We start from the raw sequence: 25,597 nt of genomic DNA, 5'->3' as shown, positions 1-25,597 counted from the left end.
GCGTTCCGAGCTTATGACTTAAAGCGTAAAACTTAGAACCTATAACGTACAACTTAAAACGTATAACTTAAAACGTATAGCCAACAACGATGAAGATACCGGTTATTGCCATATTTGATGTAGGAAAGACTAATAAGAAATTATTTTTGTTTGATGAACATTACAGGATTGTATTCGAACGTTCCGCTCGTTTTACTGAAACGGTAGACGAAGATGGCGATCCCTGTGAAAATCTTGCCAGTCTTCGCTTATCCGTTTTTGACTCCTTACATGAAGTATTCAGAAAGGATGAATTCGAGATTAAGGCTATCAATTTCTCAACCTATGGGGCAAGCTTCGTATATATTGATGAGAGTGGTAAACCCTTAACGCCGCTATATAACTATTTAAAGGATTATCCCCAAACCTTAAAAGATCAGTTTTACAAGCAATATGGTGGCGAGGAGAATTTCGCCTTACGGACCGCTTCGCCGGTATTGGGAAGCTTAAACTCCGGTATGCAATTGTATCGATTAAAGCATGAAAAACCGAGCATCTTTAAGCAAGTATATAAAGCCCTGCATTTGCCCCAATATATGAGTTTCCTAATATCGGGTAAGGTTTACAGCGATATGACAAGTATTGGTTGTCACACCAATTTATGGGATTTTCAGAAGAGCGGATACCACGAATGGGTAGAACAGGAAGGAATTTTAGACAAATTGGCGCCCATTGTACCTGCTGATTCAGTCTTTCAGGCCTCCTTTCCGGGTAATAACTATGCTGTTGGTGCGGGCTTTCACGACAGCTCAGCCGCGCTAATTCCTTATTTAGTAAGTTTCACTAAACCTTTTGTGCTCCTTTCTACGGGTACTTGGTGTATCAGTTTAAACCCTTTTAACGAAGAGCCGCTAACAAGTGAGGATTTAAAAGCTGATTGCTTATCCTATATCCACTACCAGGGAAAACCGGTTAAAGCTTCCCGTTTATTTGCCGGATATGAACATGAACAGCAAACCAAGCGAATTGCTGCCCATTTCAACGTGTCTACCGCCAAATTTAAAAACATTGCTTTTGATACGCATTTAGCCAATAAATTGCAAGAACAGACGGATCAATCGGCAGGGATGAGTCCTCAAGAAAGCTTGGCTATTTTCGGTAAACGAGATTTAGGAAAGTTTAGAACCGAAACAGAGGCTTACCATCAGCTGATGATCGATTTGGTGAACGCTCAAAAGATATCAACTACATTGGCTATAGGTGCATCTACCGTGAAAAGACTCTTTGTTGATGGCGGTTTTGGAAAGAATGTTATTTACATGAATCTGCTTGCTGAAGCATTCCCGCAAGTGGAGGTATTCGCAGCTTCTATGGCACAGGCAACAGCGGTCGGTACAGCTTTAGCTATCCATCAATCATGGAATAGCCTCCCTTTTCCGAACGACATCATTGAGTTGAAATATTATGCCCCGGTGAAAAAAGTAGCCTCTTAGCACAAAGATTAACATGTTGTCTTGGGTGTTAAATAGGAAACAGCAGTTTAAAGACAGTTCCTTGATCAGTATCGGATTCAACACTAAGGGCTATATGGTGATAATTGCAAATACTTTTTACAATGGTAAGCCCCAGCCCGTAGCCGCTGTTTTCGCCATCGGTCGACTTTTTGAATCGATCGAAAATAAACGGAATTTGTGCTTCCGGAATGCCAACACCTGTATCTCGAATGCTGATTTCATAACCGGGGATTAAAATACGATCGCTGATATATATACGGCCGTGCGCTCGGTTAAATTTGATGGCATTATTGATTAGATTATAAAACAGATGGAAGAGTAGATCTCTGTTCACGTTTGCTAAATTTTGATTGATGGTTAGGTTTACTTTGGTTTCAATTTGCTTTTCTTCCAGTTTTATTGCCAATTCCTCTAAGATTTCTCGAACCAATTCCAAAGGATAGACTAAGTCTTTTCTCGCAAATTGCGCATTGTCGATTCTTGAGATTAACAATAAAGAACTCGATATTTTTTTTAATCGAGTTAAGGTTTTCATCATTTCAACGATGTGTTGTGCGAACGGTTCTTCAAGCCCTTCTTCTGTTAGTAAATTTTCCATTTTGCTCTGGAGAACGCTGATGGGAGTCATCAGTTCGTGAGAAGCATTTGCTGTAAATTCTTTTTCTTTTTCAAAGGCTTCGTTTACTTGTTTCATTAAGAGTAACAACGATTCATCTAAGTATCTGAAGTCATAAGTACTTGTTTTTATTGAGATTTGTTGGCCTTTAAATGGAAATTTACGATTGAGTAACCGGGTCTTTATAATTTTATTTAGTGGCTGAATCAATAAACGCAAGAAGCTTAAATCAATTACTAAAGTAAAAGCAATTAATACAATCAAGGTATACAACGTGAAGCGCTGAAGTGGTTTGTTGTATTGTGTTATGCTGTTTACTGTCTTCCCTATTTCTAACAAGTAGGTTTGTCCTTTATCTTGGAAAGTATAGCTCAAGATACGGTAATTTAACGTGTCATGTTCTACAATGCGTTGAGACTCTTTTATATTGTCGATGTGCAGGTCGGCAGGCGCAGGTTCGATGGCAATGTACTCTTCTTTTAACATCGTATAGCTTCCGTATTCCTTATCGCCTTGTAAATAGTACTGCAATCCATTCTGCTCCAGATCGGCTAAGACTTTTGTCTTTTGCTGACCTAGGATGTAGTTTGTATATTCAGACGCAATTTGCTCCACAAGCATAGGCAACAGCAGAATAAAAATGATGACGATAATCAACTTTGAACTACTGATAAACAATAAAAGCTTGGTGGATAGTTTCATGATAGAAATCGTGATAAAACTTATTATCCCCTGATTCGATAACCGACACCGCGTACCGTTTCAAGCCATTCGGTACTTGCCCATAGACCGAGTTTTTTTCTAATATTCTTGATATGAGCATCAATGTAGTTTGAGTCATTATCATCTATAGCATAAGAACCCCAAATGTGCTCACTTAATTGCATTCTCGTTAAAACCCTATTCTTATTCAACAGCAAATAGCTTAGCAAATCAAACTCTTTCCGGGAAAGGTCAATCGGGTTACTATCAAATAGAACCAAGCGTTTCGGTAAATCAATACTGAAATCACCTAAGCGTATGAGTTCGTCCTGCAATTTGAATTTCCTTCGTGCAATAGCCTGCATACGCGATTGTAATTCCAAAAGATAAAAAGGTTTTGAAAGGTAGTCATCCGCACCTAGATCCAATCCTATGATCCGATCGTCCAAATTACCTCTTGCTGTCAATATTATATAAGCGGCCTCCTCATTATGTTTTTTTGCTTTCCGTAAAATATCCAGTCCATCCCCGTCCGGTAAACCTAAATCAATCAATATGAAATCATATTGATTCAAGGCGATCTTTTCAGCCCCTTCCTGATAGGTATGAGCTAAATCGCAAATATAAAAGGCCTTCTTTAAGAAATCAGCCATCTCATAGGCTAAGGTTTTTTCATCTTCTACAATGAGTACTTTCATAGTGCGGCTTTAAAATTGATAATAAAAGGCCAATCCAAAAAAAGATTGTGCACGTTTTATTGCTTCATCTGAAGGGACCAAAAGCGATAATTGATAGCTTAATTCTATTAAATAACTACTACGACTATAACTTAAAGGCAGTTTAGCGTTGTATGTAAGCATGGAAAAGGATTTAGATGGAATATATTCGGTCACCCCTCCTGAATTTCCCGGGTTTGTTGGCGGCTTCCCATTTCCTTTATCCTGCCCACGTTGGTTCTTAGCTCGTACATAGGTCTCATAGTAATTTCTCGTTCCTGCTACCAATTCTATAGAAGGTTCTATGCTAATCAGATCTTTATCATCAAATAGGTTGCCCAGACTCGCGTCCTTGGAGTTGGAAAGCGTTAAAAAAATGTCTTGTTCATCTCCAAAAGCATAATCGACATCCAAGGCACTCTTAAACCAAGGCCAGTGATAACTTAACGAGCCATTGAGGTTATTCGTGAGCGATGCTTGAAGCAAAGGGGAATTGGTGGGATAAAACGATCGTGTATAAGCTAAACCGCTCGATATCTTTTCGTTGAAATTGTAATCGTAACCTATGCCTAGATCGGTTCCGGAAATTCCGGATCCGTAATTTAAAAATTTGTATGAACTGGCAGAAAAATATAATCCAAAGGGTAAACGAACTGTTGCATTTAGTAAGACATAAGGCAGCTTCTCATCCGTAACTTGCCCATAATAATTAATATTGCTGTTATAAAGTGCTGCAAAAGTATAGCTTGCGCTTGCTAAACTATCGTTGATTTGCCTAGCTTGCAAGTGCGAAAAAATTAAACAAGTGAATACAATCGAAATAGCTAATTTCATCTGATGCTAATCATTTAATGCTTCTTAATTTTTGGTCGAATCACTTTTGGTTTAACTTTTATATTCGGTTTTACTTTAACAGGTGCGTTTTGTTTCTTCGCTTTTGGTACTTGCTTTACCTCCACTTGCTGTTTAGTTTTTTCCGGTTTCTTATTCTTTCCTTTATCGTCCTGTTGTCTATTAGATGCAATGGAGTACTCATCATTTACCGAATTTGTAACTTCAGGTAATGTGGGTACTGTAAATGCATGGCAAATAGAGGCGTTTAAAAAGAACAAAAATACGGTATGCAAGTGATAGTGCCTCAACATGAGCTTATGATTTTGATAATTCAGAACCCATTTCTGAGTCCTATTAACAAAGATCTGTTCTTTGTATGAAAAATAAATGAAATGTCGAAATAAAAAAGATTTAAAATTTCATGTTGTTTTCATCTTGTCTCCTCAATTTTGAATCAACATCTATTTATGGGAAACATGTTTAAGCAATAGGGTGTGCATGTTAAACGGATGAAACAAGCGCACACACCGAAGGAAACATAAAAAACAGATCGTATGAAAACGAAAAGCGTTTATTTAGCATTAGGAATAGCAATTATAGGACTTTTAGCCTTTGCCGGCTGCGATAAAAACGATGATAGTGCCGGGGGCGGAACAACTAGGGTAGAGGTACGTATGACAGATGCTCCAGGTAACTTTGATGCAATCAATTTACATGTCAAAGAAATTGTATTAAAGTCGGACGAACGATCCTATACTTTTGCCGCTGAAACGGGTTTGTTTAATATTCTCGATTACAGAATCGGAACCGCCAATCCTGATATTTTGGTGGCTTCAGGTGAAATGCCCAGTGGCGACATTACTGAAATCAGGTTGGTGCTTGATGACGGAAATACGATAGTTGTAGATGGAACGGAATATGCATTAACAACACCAAGCGGCCAATCTTCCGGTTGGAAAGTAAAATTGACAGAAAACCCTGTCTTGGTGCCGGGAGTGACTTATACACTTTTATTAGACTTCGACGCGGCTAAGTCCATTGTGCAAACCGGAAATGGAAAATATCTACTAAAGCCTGTTGTTAGGGGAGTGACGGCGGCTACCTCTGGACTTATATCCGGTTCCGTATCACCGATAGAAAGTTACCCCGAAGTACTTGCTATTCAAGGTACCGATACCGTGGGAACCGTTGCCGATCCATCAACAGGCGCATTTACAATCGGAGGTTTAGCTGCGGGAACTTATTCGCTGAAAATTGTTCCGCAGGATACTCTTGCCTTTCCTGATAGCACGATTGCTAATGTATCTGTTTCACTTGGTCAAAATACCAACATGGGTGTTATCAACTTAGAAAATTGATAAACGCGGAGCAGGCAGCCGACAACTAAAAAAAATAAAAATGAAAAAGCTATTATTACTTGTCATTTTAGTGACAATAGGGTTTATACCAATAAAGTCCGCAGCACAGGTGCAAGTAAGCATCAATATAGGATCACAGCCTCTCTGGGGCCCCGTAGGATATGATTATGTCGATTATTATTACTTGCCGGAAATTGAGAGCTATTATTACGTGCCATCCAGACAGTTTATTTATCTAAGCAATGGATCCTGGGTTTTCAGTTTAAATCTACCGCCACGATATAGAGGATATGATCTATACACGGGATATAAGGTAGTGATGAACCAGCCCCGACCTTATATGTATTTTAATAACCATAAGGTTAAATATGTTAAATATAAATCGAATCATTCGCAAGGAGTGATTGCACGGAGTAATAATCCTAAATACTATGTTGTAAAAGGACACCCAAAATACATGAAAGCCGGAAATGGGGGCAAGGGGAAAGGGAACAATCTTATTAAAAAAGGTGGCGGCCAGCACAAGGGACATGGCGGTCACGGACATAGTAAATAAAAGTCCCTATTCTAGCTTTGTGCCATTGCACCTGGCCTAATTTTGGCCGGGTGCATATGGTTTTGCTGACTTGGACCCCGTTGCTTTTTTGACCTGGCCCGGAGGCACTTTTCCACTTCTGCCTGCGGTTCTTGTGGTATAACAGGAACTAAATAAAAGTATGCTAGACAATGTGAGTAAGAAGTAAATCTTTTTCATGGCGTTATTTTTAGCACTTCTATCGAATATAGTGCCAAAAATAAGTTAACTCAAAATCCCCGCGCTTATATATTCCTGCTCTCTAACATCCGGGATGTTATTGCTGATCAACCAACTCTTGAATAGGTTTTCATCCGGGGCAATGTAATGTACAATGCTGCCATCCGTTAAAAGCAAAGTGAAAAGTTCTAAATTACTTATATATCTTTTTATTTTATAGGCTGGATATTCAAATCCGTCCAAATTGGTAAAGGAAGTTTCCATAAGCCAGCGATCATTTAATTTTAATTATAGCCTCTAAATTATTGGTTTTGTTTTGTAAATAGCTGATAAATAAAAAGTTGGTCAATTAACGCGAAAGTGTGTGTATAGCTGTTAAGAGCTTTCCTAGCTTTCAAGAAAATCTGAGTTATTGGGTGACCTTTTTTTACCACAGTTTGCGCAGAATTGTATTTTTTGGCTAAAAAATGTCCATTGATCGTAGCCCTTCACCAAATGATAGGCATACCTCGCCTAATCAAAAAAGCCAATCATTTTGTTTAGTGATTTACTTGATAAATGGTATCTTGCCTTATCAGCTAGCAGCTAGTTTCTTTAACATTCATATGAAAGAATTTTTAATTGTATATAGCACTTTCGTCGCTTTGTTTTTCCATAGTCCTGTTTTTGCCCAACAGTCCCAATTGATTCATTTTGTACAACCTTTGGCAGGAACCGCGGTTAGCGGCACTGACGCAGCAAAAAAGCATAGTGAGGCTAGCTCCGAACAATATGCCAATACAATCCCGGCAGTAAGTACACCGTTTGCTATGACTCAATGGACGGCTCAAACAAGAAAGACGGAACAGAAATGTGTAGCTCCTTACTATTATAGCGATTCGTTAATCAATGGTTTCCGAGCGAGTCATTGGCTAAGCGGTTCTTGTACGCAAGACTATGGTAGTTTCAGTGTAATGCCTGTTAGCGGCTCTTTACAGAAGGCGTTGCGACAGGCATCGAGCTCCTTTTCACACAACAATGAACAAAGCACCCCGGCTTATTATCAGGTAACACTCGATCGTTATCAATTGCTTGTAGAATTAACCGCTACTGCAAGATGTGGTATAATACGGGTCACTGCCCAGAAAAGTGATAGTGTTTATTTGCTAATAAATGCAAATAGCGATCAACATCAAGGGCAGTTGCATTTTGGAGGAAAGGGAAAAGTTCTTGGAAAGAACCCGGTTCATCGTATTTATCAGGGATGGGGTGAATATGCGGGATTCGATGGTCATATGTGTCTAATAACAGAGAGCGTACCATCAATTAGCGGGAGTTTTCATCAGGGTAAGATACAAAAAAGTGTTCTGGGTAGAAGTGACGAGACGAGTGGTATTTACCTGGGGTTTTTTCTAAAAAAAGGAGAGAGTATTTGCTTTAAAATAGGTACTTCCTTTACTGATATAGCCGGCGCCGAACAAAATCTAAAAGAGGAAATTCCCTTTTGGGCATTCGATGAGGTTAGGCAAAAAACAACAGATTTGTGGGAACAAGCTTTGGGAAAAATTGTGGTAGAGGATAATGACCTACAAGGCAAGCGAATCTTTTATACAGCCATGTATCACGCGATGCAACATCCACGCTTGTTTAATGATGTTGATGGCAAGTATCCCCGGTTTGCAGGAAGCAGCGGGTATGCACTGGCCGGACCAGCTGATTATTATGACGACTTTTCAATGTGGGATATCTATCGTGCACAGATACCCTTACTGGAAATTATAGAGCCGGAATTGGTGAATAATTTTGTGAGCTCCCTCATCAACAAGGGCGCACAGGGCGGATGGATGCCGATTTTTCCTTGCTGGAATAGTTATACTGCCGCCATGATCGGCGATCATGCCACGTCGGTCATTAGTTCAGCTTTTCTTAAAGGAATCGGACGGACCGACCCTTATGAAGCTTATGCGCTCCTTCGTAAAAATGCATTTATTGTGCCTGATACGGTCAGTTATCATGAGGGTAAAGGTAGACGCGCTTTGGCAACTTACCTGCAATATAATTATATTCCAATGGAGGATAGTGTGCCAATTGCCTTCCATAAAAAAGAGCAGGTGAGCCGAACACTGGAATATGCTTATGATGATTATGCATTGGCTATGTTCGCAAAATCTATCGGACAAACTGCAGATTATAAGCGGCTGCTCGCACGGGCAAAGAATTATGAAAACGTGTTCGATAAAGAGACGGGGATGGTCCGCGGACGCTATATTAATGGAACATGGTACAAACCATTCAATGCAAATAAGAGGGAACCCTATATTACGGAAGGAACACCGCACCAATATACATTTTATGTGCCTCAGGATATCCCGGGTCTCGCTAAATTGATGGGAGGACGAGACGTATTGAAAAATAGTTTAGATAGTTTATTCTCAAGCGGAGGCTATTGGCACGGCAATGAACCGGGGCACCAGATTCCCTTTCTCTATAATTTTACAAGTTCGCCGTGGAAGACACAGGAACGTGTAAGGCAGCTTTTAAAGGAAGAATATACGGACGGGCCGGGCGGACTCAGTGGGAACGATGATGCCGGGCAGATGTCGGCCTGGTATGTTTTTGCCTCGCTTGGCTTTTACCCGGTGGATCCGATCTCAGGTAGTTATCTGTTGACAAGCCCTTTTTATAAGAAGTATGAAATGTTGCTGCCTGACGGTAAAAAATGGATAGTAACTTGTGATAAAGATCCCGAAGACCATCCCTATATCCGTTCGGTTAGTTTAAATGGACGAGATCTCCGAAGGAACTATATTAAATACGAAGAGATCATGCAAGGCGGCAATTTGAAATTTCAATTGGCAAAAAAGCCCACGCAATGGGGAAGTACTGAAAAAGAACAAGTGCAGGGACTCAGCATTAGATGAAAAAAAGGCCCTTTCTCTTGTAGAGAAAGGGCCGAATATTTGTAACTTCTCAAAGAAGTTAGTAATTACTTAACACCTGTTCGGGTATCCCACCACATTTGTTGGCCCCAAGCGTAATCAGAGACATTGCTTAATACTACGTCTAGATTTTCTCGATTAAAGAGATACTCATTGTTTGGATACGGAATGCGGAAGGGCTGGTCATTGTGCGCGTCGCCGTATATTGAGTTTAGCGATGGATAGTTCGTCGAAGGTATTCCTGTTCTACGATATAGCGCCCAAGCCTCGAAATTATCTTTGAAAAGTGCAACCCATTCATCCCACCAGATGCGCTCTTTAGTATTATCCCATTTGCCCTTCCCCGCAAGGTAGGCTTCGGTAGCTGCTTGGCTAATGCCGTTATCTTCCATTGATAACCGTACGGCGTTTTCGTATGCCTCTTGTGCGCTAATGCCTACATTATAATCCAGCATAGCGGCCTCTGCCATAATATAATAACTTTCACAAGATTTGAAAAAAGGTGTAAAGCCCGCGGCATTCTTCATATAACGGTCGCCTATGTATGAAATCCGGGTTAATACAGGAGGAGGAGTCTTTGCACCATTCTGATAGCCACGATATTCCCCATCCGAAGCAACATTGGCCACGCTGGCAATCCGTGGATCTTCCATTTCTTTTAGGTGATCAATAAAAATATCGGCCATGCCAAAGTTATTTACACGCGAATCCCCGGTATACCCAGTTTCATACCATGGTTCATAATATGGTGCTGCACCAGGCCAGTATAAATAGCAATTAGCCGCATTAGAATTGATTACAGGATATTTCTCGGGTTGCGTGCAAATTTCTTCAATAGTGCTCTTCGCTAAATCTGGGGCAACACCCGAAATATGGATAGCCATACGAAGTCTTAAAGAATTGCAAAAGCGTTGCCATTTTTCCATGTCACCTTGGTAGATAAAATCACCTTCTCCAACTTCATCAGTACCGAAACCTGTGGCCATTTCATCTGCAATGGCTTTTAAACTAGCCATCACTGCGGGATAAATATCCTCCTGTTTGTCATATTTCGCTTTTAATATACTACCTTCTTCTTCAGCCCCCTGAAGCGCTTCCGAATAAGGAACGTCCCGCCAACCATCTGTTAAATATTGCCACATATAACATTGCCACAAACGGGCAACTAAGCGAATATTTTTGTACGCATCGGCAGCTTCTTCCGTTTTAGCCAACAGATCCTTTAATTGTGTATTGTTATAATAGCAAGCATACCATCGGTTGCCATAACCATTATTGGTAGGGACAAGCCCTCCGAAATAGTCCAAATACTGTATTTTGACAATATAGCCAGCAAAAGTGCCATAGCCATCAATATCCCCGCCAAACTGTTCCCCGGAATTTCGTAAAACGTTTGCGAGCATATTCGTTGGTGGTACATCCGGTAGTGCATCCGGATCGGTGTTGACTTCGTCAAAAGTTCTGGAACATCCACTTATCGCCGTCATTATTGCAACGATAGCTACTGTCATCAATCTATTTCTAATTTTCATATTTTTTCTTTGTTAAAATGTAACGCCTAACTTCAATCCAAAACTACGGGATGTAGGTACGGACGCTTGTTCAAAGCCTACACCGCGGCTATCGCTCGACACACCTCCGGTTTCAGGGTCAAGACGCATGGTATTCGATTTATGTACCCAGAGTAAGGCAAGATTAGAGCCGATAAGCGAAATATTCGCCCGTTTAATGCCTTTAAAACGCTGAAGGTATTTTTGCGGAACGGTATAAGTGATGGAAGCTTCACGAAGTTTCAAGAAAGACCCGTCGAACACATACATTTGATCGATACCCCCTGATTCATACCATGTTTGAGCATCCGTAGCGATGGTGTTCTGTACCCAAGATCCGTCCGCTGCTTGCATAGCAAAACGTTCGTTAGGCATGACATCTACACCAGCTACAATGGCTCTTTCACGCACACCATTTTCAGCGGTAATTTCTGCAGTTCCCGCTACATAGCTATGCGCCATGGTTTGCGACCAAATATCCCCTCCCTTACGCATATCTAACATGAACCCGAAAGAAAAGTCTTTAATGGTAAAATCATTACGCCAGCTTAACAGGAAATCAGGATTGATATTTCCCAAATTCTGACTAGCTTTACTTCTGACCAAACCATCAGAGGTTACTTTTATCGCACCTGCCATGGGGCCATCCTCCACACGATCATATCCGGGACCCACCAACATACCCCAAGGCTCTCCGGCTCTAGCCATTGTGGCAATCCCCCAAGTCCAGCCAATCTGATAATCGTTAACGCCTAGTTGTGGATATAGCTCAATTACCTTACTTTGGTTTTTAGCAAAATTAACCGTGCTTCGCCAATTTAAACCGGTCTCTTTTTTAATAATATCGCCATACACCATAATTTCAACACCTTTGTTTTGTATCTCACCGGCATTTAAAACCATGCGGTTAAAGCCTACTACATTGGACGTATTCACATTTAGAATCTGATCCACGGTTTTTTTGTAGTAGTAAGTGAAATCGGCGTGTAAGCGGTTATTTAAAAAGCCTAATTCCGTTCCTACCTCCCAGGTAATAGTGTTTTCAGGTCTTAAGTTCTTATTTGGATAAGTCATACTCTTATACATTTGCGCTACACCGTCAAAAGAATTGTTTTGCGCATAGTAATACAGCTGATTCTGATAAGCTGAGGTCCCTGCACCAATTTCGGCCCAACTGCCACGTAATTTCCAGAATGACAGGACTGTTCCGCTTAGACTAGGAAAGCTTGTAGTAGGCAGCCAAGTTAAACTAAGTGAAGGATAAAAGAAGTCGTCTTTTACGGTTGAGCTCCAATCATTACGCAAACTAGCATCGAGGTACAATTGCTCTCTCCAGCCTAGTGATGCAGACCCATACACGGAATTCGATCGGATATGTGTATGATCCATTTCGGTAATCGCGTCTCCTTTTTTATTGGCAATAGTATAGACTCCCAATACGGTTAACGCATCGGCGCCTTGCATTGTTCTTGACCATTTCGCATCTCGATAGTTGACTCCCGCCATGGCAAATAGGCTGAAATCGTTTAGTTGTTTATTGAAAGATGCAATAAAATCCAGGTTTAACTCCGTGTTATCCTGTTTGATGTCTCTGAACATGCCCTCCCGATAAGAGGTGTTGTAGTAATTCTTTTCCAACGCTTTTGACCCATAGTAGTCAAATCCCATTCTACCTTCAAATTTTAAAAATTCAAAAGGTTGATAATACATGGAGGTTTTTCCGAAGAACCGATCCCGTTGAAAGCTATTGGTGTTTTCATATACATTAAAAAAGGGATTGATATGGTAGCTTTGGTTCCAGTTATAATAGGTATAATCGCCTTTCTCATCCCGCTGATCCCAGTTAGCTTTTAAGCTCGCCATATTAACCTGGCGGCCAGACCAAATGAACCCGTTGATTGGGTTATTTCCTTCGTAACCTTGGTTTAGCAAATTATCACTTTCGGTTCTTGAATAATTACCCATCACGTCGTAGGAAACCTTGTCACTAATATTCATGTTATTATTCAATTGTAAACTGTACCTCCGTTGGTCTGTATTTGGAACAGTACCTTGTTGATTTCTGTACGACATTGATACGCGCGTACTTGATTTATCCGTACGAGAAAGTAATGATACGTTATGATTCATTGAATAGCCGGTGCGTAAAAATTCCCTCACATTATTTGGGTGTGAAATCCAATCGGTTGCTTGGCGCACCCCATCAATTACCGGGCTGTCAAATTGGGGTAACTTTAAGCCTATATCCAAACGAGGGCCCCAAGATTCGTCGAAGCCATCATTGACACTGTTTTCATCATTTCCGGTGCCATCTACATATCTAAAGCTTTTTTGAGCGGCATAATCTTGATAGCTCAAACCGTCTTCGTCTAGACCGTAATGGTACTCGTCACCGTCATGCCCTTGTCCATATAAATTCTGGAGCTTAGGGTAGGTGTACGCGCGATCAAGGGTAAAATTACCATCATAGGATATGCTCACGCCATGGTTGGCATTTTTGCCTGATTTGGTGGTGATTAAAATAACACCATTTCCTGCGCGCATACCATAAAGGGCCGCTGATCCACCTTTTAAAACATTAATCGATTCAATATCCTCTGGATTGATATCATTCAACCCCGAACCGTAGTCAACCCCTTTATAGGTGTTATCGCCCGAGCGCTGGCTATCACCATTAATTGGTACCCCATCCACTACTATAAGTGGCTGCTGATCACTGTTTAATGACGAATTTCCACGGACTGAAATGCGTGAAGAAGCACCAACCGTTCCGCCGAATTGATTCACTTGCACACCTGCTACTTTGCCCGAAAGTGCACCTGTAACGCTTAGCTGTCCGGATTTCGTCAAATCTTCTGACTTTACTTCCTGAACTGCGTATCCTAGAGACTTCCGCTCTCTGGTAATACCAAGTGCAGTGACCACCACCTCATTTAATGTTTGCTCGTCAGCATTTAATACGATTTCTAATGTGGTTTGTTTTTCAATGGTTATTTTCTTTTTTTCGTACCCGATGGCGGTTACGTTTAAAACAGTTGGACCGTCATAAGTAACGGAAAATTCCCCATTAGGTCCTGTTGATGTTCCTGTTCCATTTGCTAATGTAATGGAAACTCCCGGGATTGGCTTTTGTTCGCTGTCTACCACCCTTCCTCGCAGAAGCGTCTGCGCATAAAGAGTAGTAGACAAGAAAAAGCAAAAAACCAAAAAGGTAAAGATCTTTTTTCTCATGGTGTTTAGTTTTTGTTGAATTGGGTTGATCTTTTTATTTTTTTTAAAAAGTACAGCTCAAATTTATCGTTCTGAGTTAGCTGTTTTTAATCGGATTTTAACCTAAATTTATCTAATTTTAACCTTATTTTAATGTGGGGTTATTGAGAGAAGGTGCGATTGTGGTTTGGATTGGTGCTTCTATAGTGTCTGTGGTACTTAATTTGGGTGTTTTTCTGTTTTTTGTGATAGGTTTTTGTTTGTTTTTGAGATATTTTGTGCTATACGTGTGCATTTTCTTTATGCTAACCCTTATATAGTGAATTGTTAATACGTTTTAGCAGAAAAAAATTTAAAAGAATATAGAAAAGCATGCCTGTTCCGGTCGTACTGAGTACTGATAACAAATGTCAATTACCGGAAAGAGTTAATGGAGTTAAAGTAATCTCGCCTATAAGGCCGGATGGTTTTGGTGTCCAATTTTTCGCTGTAAATTTTCCATCTTCGCCCATATTTTTTTTCTTCCGTGCGTTAAAATTTGTATTGTAGAAAATTCGCCACTGAACGTTCCTTTTATCGAGATCAGCAATTCGGTTAGCCATAAGATTCGATACCTTTATCTCCAATTCATCATTGCCTTTCAGTTGATCACTTGGAATTTCTAAACTGTAGGGTGTGCTGAACAACGTTGTTAGATATCTACCATTTAAGTATACGGCAGCACTTTCGTGTACCTCGCCAAGATCCAAGCGCCAGGCATCAGCTTTAGTAGGAAGTGCCGGGATTTTTGTTTTATAGGTTGCGGTTCCTGAAAAGCTTGTATAAGCTTCTCCATAATCTGTCCACGATTGCAATTCTTTTGTGTATAGGCTATTTGGAAGCGTGGGACCACCTTTTATAAAGTTTATTTGCCACTCTTTTGCGAGTGTAATCGCATCGCCACTCACTTCATAGTAAGGGTAATGGTTGCCTTTGTAGCTGCATTTAAAAGTTTCTAATACGATCGATTCAGCTGGTTTCAATTGAAGGTAGATTTCTACCTGATTCCCATGCCGACGTGTCTTGGCGTAACCATCGATACCTGTCATCAAATTATATAAGGCAGCCGACTGATAGTCCGCATTTAAGGTAATCCAACCTTCAAAAAGCGACTGCAATGGATTGTGAATAAAATAATAATAGTTACCATCTTCTTTCACCCTCCGGATGCTTTGAAGTCCAACGGCATATATCCTTTCCGGGACAACGTCGGTATGCCCGCTTAAGTCAACCAACCCTTCGCTCAGGACGATTTGGCCTTTTCCATATTTCGCTATTTGGCTGCCTTGATATCCTGTGAAAGCGAGCTTTTCTTTTAGTAACTGCATTCGTTGCCTAGCTTCAGTCAAATTGGCGAAACCTGGTATGTCAGTTGGCAAGTTTTTGTGAAACACAATGCTTGCTCCCTTTTGCGCAAGCATCATTAGCTTTTTAAAAGTCGCGACAGGCATATGGTGTGTTTCAGGCACTACAATGGTTTTATAACTATTGCCACCAATAAGCAAAGCGGTATTTTGGTACTCAACATCCAATAACTGCTTATCACTAATGGCGTCCCAACTATAACCGTGCTCACTTAAATAAGTTCCGCAAGCTTTTAGTGATAGTTCATCAAAGAAGCGGTTGGAATGAAAATGATGGAGCATACTTTTGCCCGTTTCAGACCAAAGATCGGATACACCAAAATAAAGTAAGATATCGTTCGAGGGTTTGCCGGCTTGTAGGAAGGCCTGTCCTCTTGCTACATATTGATTAAAAGCACCGAAATGATCCCAAAGGCTATTATTAGGTGTAAAATGTACGGCCGCGTAAAAAAGCCATCCGGGCCATGTAGCGTCTTGAGGAGAATAGGCAGTGCCATGATAAAATACATGATTAACACCGGCAAGCCACAATTTATCAATGGCTGTTTTGACATCTCCTAAGTTCGATTCAAAATGCTCGTTTAACCAGGTAGCCGATTCGGAAGAAATTAAGTTCTTTCCTGTCACATGCCCTGCGGACGGAGCACTTTTGAGATTGACGATATCTGTACCTTCAATTTCCGGAATGTCACTGGCTGCATATAAGTCAAGTACATTAGCCGGTGAGCCATGCGCTTGATTGCGGATCCCCTTTCCTTGTTTAGCGGCCCAACGTTGCCAATTTTTGGTGTATACTTCCAATAATAGATCACTAACAGTAAGTCGGTAGTCGTACAATATTCTTTTATTTTTCTCTTCGGTGTCAATTCCCAGCAAAGCCGGGATATGTTGGCGGAGGTCATACCCTCGCATTTTTTTAAATGCTGTAAAAAAGTCGGGTGTCCAATTTGCCTGTCCTTGTGCATCGTCTACTTCATATGAATCATTAAAGAAATAACGGAGGTAACTCAAATCATATCCTTTAAAGGCTTTGTCAAATTGGAGCAGATATTTTTCAAGTGCTTCTGCCGAAAAGTGATCGATCACGTTGCCTTCGCCGCCTGGTCCTGCACGTTCCACCATTTTTCCATGGTCGCCTTGAAAAAGAGCACATACTAGCCATTTGCCATTCGGAGCAGTCCACTCCAACCTGCCATTTATCACGTTGTCGGTTAAATCAATAACCTCATCAAAGCCTTGGCTAGTTATTTTATTGGCAGTTACCGAAATGAGTGGGAGTTCTTTTTCAAAACGTACCTGATCAAAAGCATAGGCTTGTAGATTGTTGTTGGCGGTGATGGGGTCTTTTAGCTCCCTTATGTCAACCTTCTTATCACCGGCAGTACGTACAAGTGGTTTCTGTACATATTTTATAGATTCCGTTACCTTTTGCCCGCCTTCAATAGTAAATGTTTTTGAAACCATATTTTTACAGGCGATTGTTTCATCGACCCACGGACCGCCGAAAGGCCAGCCGGAAGCGTTGGCTAAATCGACTCCTAAGCCCAGCCTTTTTGCTTCCTGTAAAGTGTAGCTTAATTTGTCCATCCAAGCGGGTGAGAGAAAATTGATAAATTGGTCTTCCGCTCCATGCACACCATAAATCGGTGTTATTTCCACGCCACCCAATCCTGCTTGTTTATAGGCTTCAAGGGCAGCCGTTAAGTCCTTTTCCGTAACGGCATTGCCGAACCACCACCATCGCGTCCATGGCTTTACTTCTTGTTTAAGTTCGGGCCAGTGAATTCTTCCATTTTCTTTTTCCTTTATCGGTTTTTCTATACGAAAACTGAAAAAAGCAGCCGCCATTACGAGCAACAGAATTACTTTTCGGGATATACTTAAAAATGGTTTGAACATCACGAGCTTTCCTGGTTTATACTAAAAATCACACAATAATTTTTGTCTTATTCCCATCCAAGTGTGCACTTGCCCACAGCGTAGAACTTTTTACCATTCTTGGACGTCAGCGCTGTATAAATAACCGTAAAAGTACCGTCTTCTTCTTCAATGGCGCAAAGTGGTGTACGCATGGCATGATCCCCCGGGTCTCCCCAAAGATTCTTTTGAGATTGTACTTTGATGCGTGTCTCATGATTCCAATGTATCCCATCCTTTGAAAGGCTGTAGCCGATTTCTTGATCACCAAATGAGTCAAAAACGGTTAAATAACGTCCGTCTTTCAACTCAGTAACCTGAGCATTTTCGTTAAAAATCTCCGTTAAAGGGATCGGATTATGTCCTTCCGGCATTCTTGTCCAAGGCCCACTCAGCTTGGTTGCCGTTGCCATACCGGTAGGCCACGGTCCTTGGGGTACATGATTGTGCCCGTCGTAAAAAGCATACCATCGATCACCCACTTTATAGGGATTAAAGGTCGCTACGGCCTGCTGACCTTCCCACGGTTGCGAGTTTTCATCCGGTTGTAGCACGATACCCATATCGGCATAAGGGCCGGCAATACCTTTGCGGCCGGGTATAACTGATTTGGCTCGCCAAATCCGGCCCGCATAGTCATTTCCCTCGATCTCGTCTTTGGTTTTATCGCCTGCGCGATAAGCTACATAAAAAATGTTCCAGGCATTTTCATCTTCGTTAAATTCAACCGCGGTGACCCATACTTCTGATCGCGGATTGGATGGGCTCCGTCCGGGAATACTTTCGACGAGTGTAGATTGGCGTTTCCAATGAATAGCGTCCCCACTTGTCCAATAAGCAATTCGCATATCCCGATGTGGCCGTTCAAACATCTCATTAATAAACATATGATAAGTACCATCGATTTTTACCACTTGTCCTGTTTCAAAGCCTGCCCGATTTTTACTGGATAAAACATCAGGGTGGTTTGGACCAATGACCGGTTGCTCAAACTCTCCGATACGTTTTAAGCGAATCTTAGATAACTCGTCCTTTCTAGTAGCTTTCACCGTTTGCGATAATGCGATGTCGGTACTGCTGAATACTAAAATGGTCAATAAAATTAAGTGACGTATTAATAACAAGGTGTTTTTATTCATGATCAGGTCAACGCTACGATCTTAGGATTATAAAGCCATTGGTTATCTTTCAAAAGAAAGATTTTCCAAGCTTAAATCCATCCTGTACTGTTATGCATTCTTATATCGTGAACTCCGGAATCGTTTGCGTAGATTTTTTATGTGTTTAAGCGCTCCTCTGCTAAAACGTTTCCTTTTTTTTCTTGATCCATTTACACGTATAATCGTTAAAAAAACACAGGATGGGGCAGGTTGCGCCAACTCAACAAATATTGTTCTTTCGTTAGTAAATGTCTCGCTAACATTTATTGAGACACACCAAAACCAATTATTTTATGAAGAAAAACCTATTGCAACCGAATGCTTTGTTAACCCTGTTGCTTGGCATTTTCTTAATGCTTATTACTGCTCGAAGTTTTGCCCGGCAAAGCACCCCGATATCCGGGCAGGTAAAGGATGCTTCAAGTGGAGAGCCCCTGCTGGGAGTAAGTGTCTTTTTAAAGGGAGGTACCACCCAATCAAAGACAGATGACAAAGGAAATTTTGTTATTTCAGCCGAACGTGGTCAAACCCTTATATTTAGGTATGTAGGCTACGACGAAGTTCAACAAGCTATTGTTAATTCGACCATGCAAGTCGTGATGGCGAGCAACTTACAACAACTGGAGGAAGTTGCCGTGGTAGGCTACAACGTCGTCAAGCGTGAAAATTTGACCGGTGCTGTTGCTAGTATAGGCAGTAAACAGATTGAGCAGCTACCTGTCCAAAATCCCTTGCAGGCCATGCAAGGACGAATTGCGGGCGTCGATGTAACTGCCAATGCGCGCCCTGGTGAAATGGGAAGTATCCGGGTACGTGGTAATCGGTCTTTGCTGGCTACTAACAATCCTTTATATGTGGTAGATGGCATCCCGTTATCAGCCGGTGGGATTGATGCCATTAACCCGCATGATATTGAAACGATCGATGTGCTAAAGGACGCTTCCGCAACAGCCGTTTACGGTTCCCGGGCGGCAAATGGTGTCATTATGATCACAACAAAAAGAGGAAAGCAAGGGACCGCACAAATTAATTATAACGTTATCAATACATTTGAACGCATTAACGATCTGAACACCGTGTTCAATGCGGGTGAGTATGCAGAATATCGACGTAATGCTTTTCGTTCGGTTTCTACCACAAATGCTACAACGGGTTATACTACCCCGTATCCAAATCCTGTACAGGACAAAAGAATATTGGGCGTTGACCCCTATGCCTGGGAAAGCATTGCAAAGGGGTATACGTGGGTAGATAAGGATAATCTGATTGCTCAAATGCGGCCTACTACCGCTGAGGAGAAGGCGAAGTGGGGCGTTGATGAAGTACCCATGTATGATGCAAGCCAGGTTCCTACCACAGATTGGACCGATTATGTCACGCAGACAGGATTTACAACTGATCACACCCTGGGAGTGTCCATGGGATCTGATAAGATGACTGCTAATTTTACGGGTGGATATCTTAATCAGAAAGGGACTAATAAGGGGCAAGATTATAAACGCTATAGCGGAAGAGTGGGTTTGGAGCTCCGTCCAACAAATTGGTTTACACTGGGAGCGTCGATTAATGGCACATGGTCTGTTCAAAACTACGGCTATACCGGATCCGGGAGTCGGGCTGCTAATGCCATCTATGGTGCGGCACAAGGTATGCTACCCTATGCGGTGCCTTATGATAACCAGGGCAACTACATTTACCTGCCGGGCGGCGACATCAATATTGTAAATCCTATTTTGGAACATGAATATGTAATTAATGAACGAACGGCTTTGCGTGCCCTGGGAAGTTTTTATGCAGAACTCAAATTATTCGATGGTTTGAAATATCGTATGAACTATGGGCCTGATTTTAGAAATTTCCGTAATGGCCAGTTCCAAGATGCCCGCTCTATACTTAGAGGAGGTGGTGCTTCTACGTCGACTAATTATGCGCGTCTTAATAAGACGCAAAATATCGCCTGGACATGGGATAATCTCTTGTATTACAACAAAACCTTTGCTGAAAAGCATAATCTGGACATTACGTTGTTGCATAGTATGACATCGAATCGATCCGAAAGTTCAGACATGACTGCTATCGATTTGCCTTATAACAGCCAATTGTGGTATAATTTATCTTCAACCGCTCGAGGTGAATTGCAAGGTTGGGGCTCGGGTTATTCCAAAAACACCTTAATGTCCTATATGGCTCGGGTTAATTATACCTTTGCCGATAAGTATATTTTAACAGCCTCTAACCGATGGGACGGAGCTTCTGTTTTAGCACCTGGTAATAAGTGGCAATCTTTCCCCGCAGCGGCATTGGCCTGGAGAATGGAACAGGAAAGCTTTATTGAAAACAGCTCATGGCTCAATCAATTGAAGCTTCGCGTAGGAGTAGGTACTACCGGAAACTCCGCGATTGATCCCTATACCACGATGGGCGGGTTAATTGAAATGCCCATTGTATTTGGCAATCAGGTAGAGATGGGATACATTCCATCGGACCCAAAAGCTGCTAACCCCGGAACCATGGCCAATCGCGATTTAAAATGGGAGCGCACCACGCAATGGAATGCGGCGGTCGACTTTGGTTTATTCAAAAATCGGCTGAATGGTTCATTGGATTTCTATATGTCTAAAACGAGTGATCTATTAATGAATCGTCCTATTCCAACTGTAAATGGATTTACCACCATGTATTACAACGTGGGTAAAACTAAAAATCGTGGTGTTGAGTTAACGCTGTCTTCCATGAATATTGATCGACCTAATTTCAAATGGTTAACTGATTTTAATATAGCTACTAACAAGGATGAAATTGTCGAATTGCTCGATGGCGAATCCGATCTTCCGGCATCTAGTTTCTTTATCGGACAACCTTTATTTGTTTACTATGATTATGAGAAAATAGGCATTTGGCAAACTGCCGACGCCGCGGAAATGGCAAAATTTAATGAAAACGGTGCAACTTATAAGGCCGGCGATATCCGCGTGGCGGATTTAAATGGCGATTATATTATTGATAACAATAATGACCGGAAGGTGTTGGGTAGCAGATTTCCGCGCTGGACTGCCGGTATAACCAATACCTTAAATTATAAAAATTGGGAATTGTCCTTTTTCTTTTATGCGAGATGGGGCTTCTTGATCGAAGGAGGAGCGGTGGATATGCAAGGGCGCTACGCGTCACGAAAAGTAGATTACTGGACACCGGAAAATCCTACAAACGCTTATCCGCGAGCAGATTATGGTAATGGTGGGCAGCCGATTCATTATTCGTCTATGAACTACCAGAATGGATCTTTCATTAAACTAAGGAATGTTTCTTTAGGTTATAATTTTGCGCCCAACGTGTTAAAAACGCTTCATATGAGCAACTTAAAGTTATACGCGCAAATGATTAATCCGTATATCTATGCAAGGAACGGTTTTATAGATCCTGATATCAATTCATCAATTTCATCAAGAAGTTTTGTTCTTGGACTTAATGTTACCTTCTAAGTAGACCTAATTATGAAGACTCTTAATAACAAAATATATATAGGCTTGCTGTTGGCAAGCACGATCTTACCCAGTTCTTGCTCCAAATTTTTAGAAGAAGAGGTCGTAGCCACACTGACTAATCAACATTATCAAACCGTGGAGGGTTTAGAAAGCTTGGTGGTTGGTATGTATGATGGATTGCGCTTTCATTTTAATTATGAATGGGCTTATACGACCACTAACTATGGTGTTGACGAATTTACGAATGGCGGCGGCTTGGACAAAGTACATTTCAATACTTATTCAAGTGTATTGGATCCGACTGTCGGGGAATTCGCTAACGTGTGGGATAATATGTACGCTAATATTAATACCGCCAACACCGGCATTAAAAACATACCCGGTGTTTATCCGGACGGAGAGCAGAAGAATACGCGCTTGGGCGAATGTTATTTTATGCGGGCATTCGACTATTTTAAGCTGGTAAAACAGTTTGGCGGTGTTCCGTTAAAACTGGAACCATCCGAAAGTTTGCAAACCGATTTTGTCCGGGCACCCGCAGAGCAAGTTTATGCGCAGATAATAAGTGATTTTAGACGAGCTGTGGATTTATTGCCTAGCACGGCCGCACAAGTTGGTCGTATTACAAAGGCTGCCGCACAACACTGCGTGGCTAAGGCATACCTCTATCGAGCCAGCGAATTGAACGCATCTTTTAGTAAACAGACCGACTTAGATAGTGCCATCTATTACGGAGAGCAGGTTATAAATAACTCTCCCTATCAATTAGCCTCCGATTATGCTGATTTATTTCGCTATACCAAAGTGAATGACGTAAATGAAACGAATTCGGAAATTATTTTGGCAGCGCAGTTTGATAACCAAGATGCCTTGGCCGGACGCTACGGTAATCAAACGCACCTTTACTTTCTTTCGATTTATCAAACACTACCAGGTATGGTAAGGGATATTGCGAATGGTCGGGAATTTCAACGATTAAGACCCACTGATTACGCGCTTGACGTTTTTAATAGAAAGATTGATTCTCGATTTTATAAGAGTTTTAAATTCGCGTACCTTGCCAATAATGCAAATACGCTACCTAAATGGACTGAAGCTAATGCGCCGAGTTCTAACCTGATAGGACAGGCTAAATTTAATCTTGGTGATACCGCGGTAGTTTACATCGCTAATAGCAGCAATGATAACCGTTTTACTGCCGAAACCATCAATAAATCTGCACCTACTCTTTTTGTTCGTTACTACCTTGATAACGGAGAAGTTAAATCTAACTGGACGATTAGCCAGTATCTTTCTTTATCTAAATATATTGATCCTTTCAGAACAACTGTCGCCAGTCAGTTTGGAACACGGGATGGTATGATCGCCCGTATTGGCGAAACCTATTTAATAGTAGCAGAAGCATATGGCAGGAAGGGTGATTACGGTTCCGCTTTACGCTATATCAATATATTGAGACAGCGAGCAGGATTTAATGAAGGTGAAAATCGTACGCCGGTTTACTATCGCGCTGAAAATGTACCCGCCGGTACGGTAAGTTCAACAAAAAACGAAATGATCGTAACGGAGGCTGCTTTTACACCAGGGACAACACAAGCCGCTGCTGAAATGTATCCTCCTTCAGCTAATTCCATGGCGCAATGTTTCATCCATTTTATATTGAATGAACGCTCAAGGGAGTTGCTTGGCGAATTCCATCGGTGGGAAGATCTATCACGTACCAAAACGTTAGTGGAACGTGATCAACAATTCAATCCGGAGGCGGCTCCAAATGTGCGTGAGAAACATTTGCTGCGCCCTATCCCGCAGAGCTTTCTGGATGCGGTGCAACGTAACGGCGCCTCTTTGACTTCAGAAGAAAAACAAGCGATGCAGAACCCTGGCTGGTAAGAAACCCTTTTTTACATACATATTGTTCTAGTTCATGTTGGTTCGGCGAGGCTGCTTAAGGGCAGCTTCGTCGTTTTAAAGTAGGACGTTTTCGTCGTCAGGACAGTCCCTGACAGTTAGCTTTGTCGGAATGATTATCTTGTGCCTTTATTTAAATGAAACTTAAATTTGATATAACCAATTAGTAATGAACTTCAAATTGAAACCTTTTCGAACAGGCATATTATCGGGTGCACTAAGCCTGTTTTACTGTATGTCTTCCTTATCCTTAAGTGCACAATATATCAGTAAGGGCGGAAATGATGCCTCGGCGCCTTTGCATCTTCTTAAGCCCGGCTATGATATACCTTATGGTGAAACAAAACCGGAAGGGGTGAAAAACACTTTGGATCGGATATACCGATATTTAAATACCACAACCCCCGCAGCTTTAGTTGATAAGTCTACCAATAAGGTAATCGACCTAGGGCAGGCAAATGACAACAGTATCTTTCAACCTGGCGATTTCAGACTAATCAGTTATGAGTGGGGGGTGACTTATACCGGTATGTTGGAAGTGGCTTTGGCAACGGGCGATCAAAAGTATAAAGATTATACGATAAAGCGGCTTGATTTCATTGGTGCTGTTGCCGAGCAATATAAAAAATATCTTCGTCAGCATAAAAATGCTACGACCCCTGTTCGGAGTGTACTGGAGCCGCATGCCTTAGATGATGTGGGGTCCATGGCTGCCGCTATGATAAAAGCTTTGGACGCAGGAGCTAAGCCAGCTCTTCTACGTCCCTTGGTAGACCATTACCTGAATTATATCTTACACAAGGAATTTCGATTGAAAGATGGGACTTTGGCACGTAATCGACCGTTACCGAACACACTGTGGTTGGATGATTTGTATATGAGTCTACCTGCGCTGGCACAAATGGGTAAATTAACAGGAAACAAAAGTTATTTCGACGAGGCACTGAAACAGTATAAGCAATTTGCCGAGCGTATGTTTAATGCGGAAAAAGGGCTATATATGCACGGCTGGGTGCAGGATATGGATCCGCATCCGCAGTTTCATTGGGCCCGAGCAAATGGTTGGGCTTTGATGACAAAGGTAGAACTGTTGGACGTATTGCCAGCTGATTATTCCAGTAGAGCAGAAGTGCTCGAAAAGCTTCGCCGCCATGCTGTAGGGCTTGCCGAAAGGCAGGATAAAACCGGCTTTTGGCATCAGTTGCTGGATCGTAATGACTCGTACCTTGAAACATCCGCAACAGCCATCTATGCTTACTGTATTGCGAGAGCAATTAATAAAGGTTGGTTGGATGCGAAAGCTTATGGCCCCATGGTTTTGCTTGCTTGGAATGCAGTGAATACAAAAGTAACGGAACAAGGACAGATAGAGGGTACATGTGTCGGAACGGGGATGGGCTTCGATCCGGCCTTTTACTATTATCGTCCGATCAGCAATTTTGCTGCCCATGGCTATGGTCCCGTACTCTTGGCGGGTGCAGAGATCTATCGCTTGTTACAACAGCACCCCTTTGAAATTAACGACAGTGCGGGGCAGATGGTTAAATAAAATCGTAAACATAAAAGGCATCCA

Annotated in this window: 16 protein-coding genes; 7 read left to right on the top strand and 9 right to left on the bottom strand. The window is 41.7% G+C overall.

Annotated elements, in window-relative coordinates:
- The first annotated feature begins 89 nt into the window (after positions 1-89).
- Positions 90-1,472, top strand: a complete 1,383-nt coding sequence (locus tag E0E36_RS24820) for an FGGY-family carbohydrate kinase (protein WP_130858205.1) — start codon at positions 90-92, stop codon at positions 1,470-1,472.
- A gap of 28 nt (positions 1,473-1,500) precedes the next feature.
- Here the strand turns inward: E0E36_RS24820 and E0E36_RS24815 are convergent, their stop codons facing one another.
- From E0E36_RS24815 to E0E36_RS24800, 4 genes are read right to left on the bottom strand one after another with little or no spacing between them, the layout of a single operon-like run.
- Positions 1,501-2,811: a sensor histidine kinase gene (locus E0E36_RS24815; RefSeq protein ID WP_130858204.1), complete on the bottom strand. Its 1,311-nt coding sequence runs from the start codon at positions 2,809-2,811 to the stop codon at positions 1,501-1,503.
- 23 nt (positions 2,812-2,834) lie between these two features.
- Entirely contained in the window at positions 2,835-3,509 is a 675-nt protein-coding gene (locus E0E36_RS24810; RefSeq protein ID WP_130858203.1) for a response regulator transcription factor, read from the bottom strand.
- Between the two features lie 9 nt (positions 3,510-3,518).
- Positions 3,519-4,361 (bottom strand): hypothetical protein, encoded by an 843-nt coding sequence (locus E0E36_RS24805; RefSeq protein ID WP_130858202.1) that lies wholly within the window; start codon positions 4,359-4,361, stop codon positions 3,519-3,521.
- Between the two features lie 14 nt (positions 4,362-4,375).
- Complete coding sequence (locus E0E36_RS24800) at positions 4,376-4,672, bottom strand: hypothetical protein (protein WP_013663821.1); 297 nt, start codon at positions 4,670-4,672, stop codon at positions 4,376-4,378.
- A gap of 243 nt (positions 4,673-4,915) precedes the next feature.
- Here E0E36_RS24800 and E0E36_RS24795 point away from each other — a divergent pair, with 243 nt between their 5' ends.
- Together E0E36_RS24795 and E0E36_RS24790 are read left to right on the top strand one after the other, a co-directional pair.
- Complete coding sequence (locus tag E0E36_RS24795) at positions 4,916-5,719, top strand: DUF4382 domain-containing protein (RefSeq protein ID WP_130858201.1); 804 nt, start codon at positions 4,916-4,918, stop codon at positions 5,717-5,719.
- Positions 5,720-5,759: 40 nt separating this feature from the next.
- Positions 5,760-6,275 carry a hypothetical protein gene (locus E0E36_RS24790; protein WP_207303810.1) on the top strand — a complete coding sequence of 172 codons (516 nt, stop codon included), beginning with the start codon at positions 5,760-5,762 and terminating at the stop codon, positions 6,273-6,275.
- A gap of 243 nt (positions 6,276-6,518) precedes the next feature.
- On the opposite strand, the gene E0E36_RS24785 is transcribed toward E0E36_RS24790, so the two are convergent.
- A complete protein-coding gene (locus tag E0E36_RS24785) occupies positions 6,519-6,737 on the bottom strand; it encodes a hypothetical protein (protein ID WP_013663815.1) in 219 nt (72 codons plus the stop codon).
- A gap of 341 nt (positions 6,738-7,078) precedes the next feature.
- Between E0E36_RS24785 and E0E36_RS24780 the strand changes: the two genes are divergently transcribed.
- Positions 7,079-9,373, top strand: a complete 2,295-nt coding sequence (locus E0E36_RS24780; protein WP_130858200.1) for a GH92 family glycosyl hydrolase — start codon at positions 7,079-7,081, stop codon at positions 9,371-9,373.
- Between the two features lie 65 nt (positions 9,374-9,438).
- On the opposite strand, the gene E0E36_RS24775 is transcribed toward E0E36_RS24780, so the two are convergent.
- The 4 genes from E0E36_RS24775 to E0E36_RS24760 all read right to left on the bottom strand — a co-directional run bounded on the left by E0E36_RS24775 (position 9,439) and on the right by E0E36_RS24760 (position 18,610).
- Positions 9,439-10,923 carry a SusD/RagB family nutrient-binding outer membrane lipoprotein gene (locus E0E36_RS24775; RefSeq protein WP_130858199.1) on the bottom strand — a complete coding sequence of 495 codons (1,485 nt, stop codon included), beginning with the start codon at positions 10,921-10,923 and terminating at the stop codon, positions 9,439-9,441.
- Positions 10,924-10,935: 12 nt separating this feature from the next.
- Positions 10,936-14,172, bottom strand: coding sequence for a SusC/RagA family TonB-linked outer membrane protein (locus E0E36_RS24770; RefSeq protein ID WP_130858198.1), 3,237 nt, complete (start codon positions 14,170-14,172; stop codon positions 10,936-10,938).
- A gap of 389 nt (positions 14,173-14,561) precedes the next feature.
- Positions 14,562-17,453, bottom strand: coding sequence for a glycosyl hydrolase (locus E0E36_RS24765; RefSeq protein WP_130858197.1), 2,892 nt, complete (start codon positions 17,451-17,453; stop codon positions 14,562-14,564).
- Positions 17,454-17,500: 47 nt separating this feature from the next.
- On the bottom strand, positions 17,501-18,610 hold the full coding sequence (locus E0E36_RS24760; protein ID WP_130858196.1) for a glycoside hydrolase family protein: 1,110 nt from the start codon (positions 18,608-18,610) through the stop codon (positions 17,501-17,503).
- A gap of 314 nt (positions 18,611-18,924) precedes the next feature.
- Here E0E36_RS24760 and E0E36_RS24755 point away from each other — a divergent pair, with 314 nt between their 5' ends.
- The 3 genes from E0E36_RS24755 to E0E36_RS24745 all read left to right on the top strand — a co-directional run bounded on the left by E0E36_RS24755 (position 18,925) and on the right by E0E36_RS24745 (position 25,573).
- Positions 18,925-22,113, top strand: coding sequence for a SusC/RagA family TonB-linked outer membrane protein (locus E0E36_RS24755; RefSeq protein WP_130858195.1), 3,189 nt, complete (start codon positions 18,925-18,927; stop codon positions 22,111-22,113).
- Between the two features lie 12 nt (positions 22,114-22,125).
- The gene (locus tag E0E36_RS24750; RefSeq protein WP_130858194.1) at positions 22,126-24,006 is read left to right on the top strand and encodes a RagB/SusD family nutrient uptake outer membrane protein; all 1,881 of its coding nucleotides are present in this window, start codon (positions 22,126-22,128) and stop codon (positions 24,004-24,006) included.
- 187 nt (positions 24,007-24,193) lie between these two features.
- Positions 24,194-25,573: a glycoside hydrolase family 88/105 protein gene (locus tag E0E36_RS24745; protein ID WP_130858193.1), complete on the top strand. Its 1,380-nt coding sequence runs from the start codon at positions 24,194-24,196 to the stop codon at positions 25,571-25,573.
- The last annotated feature ends 24 nt before the right edge of the window (positions 25,574-25,597 follow it).

The sequence above is a fragment of the Olivibacter jilunii genome, assembly GCF_900607235.1.
Lineage (GTDB): Bacteria > Bacteroidota > Bacteroidia > Sphingobacteriales > Sphingobacteriaceae > Olivibacter > Olivibacter oleidegradans.
The sequence above is the reverse complement of the archived record's forward strand: the minus strand, read 5'-3'. Positions and strand labels throughout refer to the sequence as shown.

Coding starts and splice junctions, on each gene's coding strand:
- E0E36_RS24820 (WP_130858205.1), top strand. CDS start 90: ATGAAGATACCGGTTATTGCCATATTTGATGTAGGAAAGACTAATAAG.
- E0E36_RS24815 (WP_130858204.1), bottom strand. CDS start 2,811: ATGAAACTATCCACCAAGCTTTTATTGTTTATCAGTAGTTCAAAGTTG.
- E0E36_RS24810 (WP_130858203.1), bottom strand. CDS start 3,509: ATGAAAGTACTCATTGTAGAAGATGAAAAAACCTTAGCCTATGAGATG.
- E0E36_RS24805 (WP_130858202.1), bottom strand. CDS start 4,361: ATGAAATTAGCTATTTCGATTGTATTCACTTGTTTAATTTTTTCGCAC.
- E0E36_RS24800 (WP_013663821.1), bottom strand. CDS start 4,672: ATGTTGAGGCACTATCACTTGCATACCGTATTTTTGTTCTTTTTAAAC.
- E0E36_RS24795 (WP_130858201.1), top strand. CDS start 4,916: ATGAAAACGAAAAGCGTTTATTTAGCATTAGGAATAGCAATTATAGGA.
- E0E36_RS24790 (WP_207303810.1), top strand. CDS start 5,760: ATGAAAAAGCTATTATTACTTGTCATTTTAGTGACAATAGGGTTTATA.
- E0E36_RS24785 (WP_013663815.1), bottom strand. CDS start 6,737: ATGGAAACTTCCTTTACCAATTTGGACGGATTTGAATATCCAGCCTAT.
- E0E36_RS24780 (WP_130858200.1), top strand. CDS start 7,079: ATGAAAGAATTTTTAATTGTATATAGCACTTTCGTCGCTTTGTTTTTC.
- E0E36_RS24775 (WP_130858199.1), bottom strand. CDS start 10,923: ATGAAAATTAGAAATAGATTGATGACAGTAGCTATCGTTGCAATAATG.
- E0E36_RS24770 (WP_130858198.1), bottom strand. CDS start 14,172: ATGAGAAAAAAGATCTTTACCTTTTTGGTTTTTTGCTTTTTCTTGTCT.
- E0E36_RS24765 (WP_130858197.1), bottom strand. CDS start 17,453: ATGTTCAAACCATTTTTAAGTATATCCCGAAAAGTAATTCTGTTGCTC.
- E0E36_RS24760 (WP_130858196.1), bottom strand. CDS start 18,610: ATGAATAAAAACACCTTGTTATTAATACGTCACTTAATTTTATTGACC.
- E0E36_RS24755 (WP_130858195.1), top strand. CDS start 18,925: ATGAAGAAAAACCTATTGCAACCGAATGCTTTGTTAACCCTGTTGCTT.
- E0E36_RS24750 (WP_130858194.1), top strand. CDS start 22,126: ATGAAGACTCTTAATAACAAAATATATATAGGCTTGCTGTTGGCAAGC.
- E0E36_RS24745 (WP_130858193.1), top strand. CDS start 24,194: ATGAACTTCAAATTGAAACCTTTTCGAACAGGCATATTATCGGGTGCA.